This is a genomic window from Nostoc flagelliforme FACHB-838, from assembly GCF_014698065.1.
Lineage (GTDB): Bacteria > Cyanobacteriota > Cyanobacteriia > Cyanobacteriales > Nostocaceae > Nostoc > Nostoc flagelliforme_B.
Genome location: NZ_JACJSI010000719.1, coordinates 1 through 1,537 on the forward strand (window position 1 = coordinate 1; position 1,537 = coordinate 1,537).

Genomic DNA, 1,537 nt, shown 5'->3' on the forward strand with positions numbered 1-1,537 from the left:
CAACCAACTCCTTCTTTACTTCCACAAGTTCCTGCCGAGTAAAGTTGCTGCTCAATTATGCTGCTTAAAACCCACGAATTTATACAGTTTGATTTCCCAAATTGAATTAGTCTGCTGTCTGCTTCTTTTGAACTCTAACTCTTTGATGTCAATGGGTTTTACTTTCTTGTAATTTGCGATCGCCCCGTGGTCGATTACTCTCTCTTTTGTTGTGCTTTATTCAAGCTTTCATGATCATTAACGCTCTGTTGGTGAGTAACAATTTTTGATGTTGTTTGCTGATCGCCAGTTGAAGGTAAGGATTCAGGCGGTAGGTCTTTCCTAGTCTTTAAGCCAAAATAGACCTGCACATCATCAAGATCTCCCACCACCTCATCATCAACACGCCCCGCTTCAAAAGCTTGCTCAATCAGAGGTAAAGAATCTATTGCTTTGAGGTCAATTAGCACAGAAATGATATGACCATTTAATTCCGGACTATTTTCTTCAAAAGCAGAAAGCTGTTGAGACAAGGCAGCAACACAATGCGCCTGCTGCTCTGGATGTACACAGGCAATTCTTTTGATAGTAACGATAGCTTGAACTCGACAAGTTTCGTCATGAGAGTCATCAGCAAGATAAGCAGTGAGTGCTGGGATTGCGGGTAAACCAATCAGACTTAAAACATCCGTTAATTCCTCAATCAAGAAGAACAACACTTCATTATCAAAAGCATCATCCATTTTGGGGAATAAGCTAATCAATGGTTCAATTGCTGATAATGCGCGGAGTTGTCCTAATGCCCGAACTGCATGAATCGGTGCGTATTCTAATAAACTGTCTTCACCAAAAAAATCATTTTCATCATCCTGCATATTGTATAAATCTTCATCACATGCCATACGAATCAACTCAGGAATATCCTCGGCAGTGATGCCCAATTGCTGATAGTCAGGCCATTCAGATGGGGATAACTTTTTAGTTGCTGGCTGATAGTCAAGTAATTGATTAACAGGAGCCGAATAACTATTTCTTGGCATAAAATATCTAAGTCAATTTTTTACTGGAGTTTAGACAAGCTTTTTGATTGCACTTTACTCTTAACAGTTAATTAACCCCAATTACAACCACATCAGGGGGAATACTGCACTACCGTAACGAGCGTTTTTGTTGCAAGGCATCTCTGTTAAACTGCAACGCACTACTTTTTGCGGGTTAAGGAGTGTAAAGGACGACTCTTTTAGGGTAATCACAATAAGACTTATTCCGGCATAGCTTATTTAGCAGGAGATGCCGTTTACTTATAAATCCTATATTCAACCTCATCAAGAAGATGACCACTCTTGTTAATCTGTTGAAACTCCCGAAATACCTTACCCCCAATACTTTCTGCAATTTTCCGACTAGGGATATTTCTTTTATCAACAGGGTAGAAAAGATAATTATACAGGACTTACGCAACTGGCACAATGCGAGCGCCAATTACTAGTACATAAGTATTATTTGAATCTGATTCCGAATGCCTTGTATTTGTAATAAAAGCTGGTGTATTGGAAGC

1 protein-coding gene is annotated in these 1,537 nt (G+C 39.4%); it reads right to left on the reverse strand.

Annotated elements, in window-relative coordinates; genetic code table 11:
* Window positions 1-194: 194 nt before the first annotated feature.
* Window positions 195-1,019, reverse strand: coding sequence for a HEAT repeat domain-containing protein (locus tag H6G97_RS51100; protein WP_190947778.1), 825 nt, complete (start codon window positions 1,017-1,019; stop codon window positions 195-197).
* Window positions 1,020-1,537 lie beyond the last annotated feature (518 nt).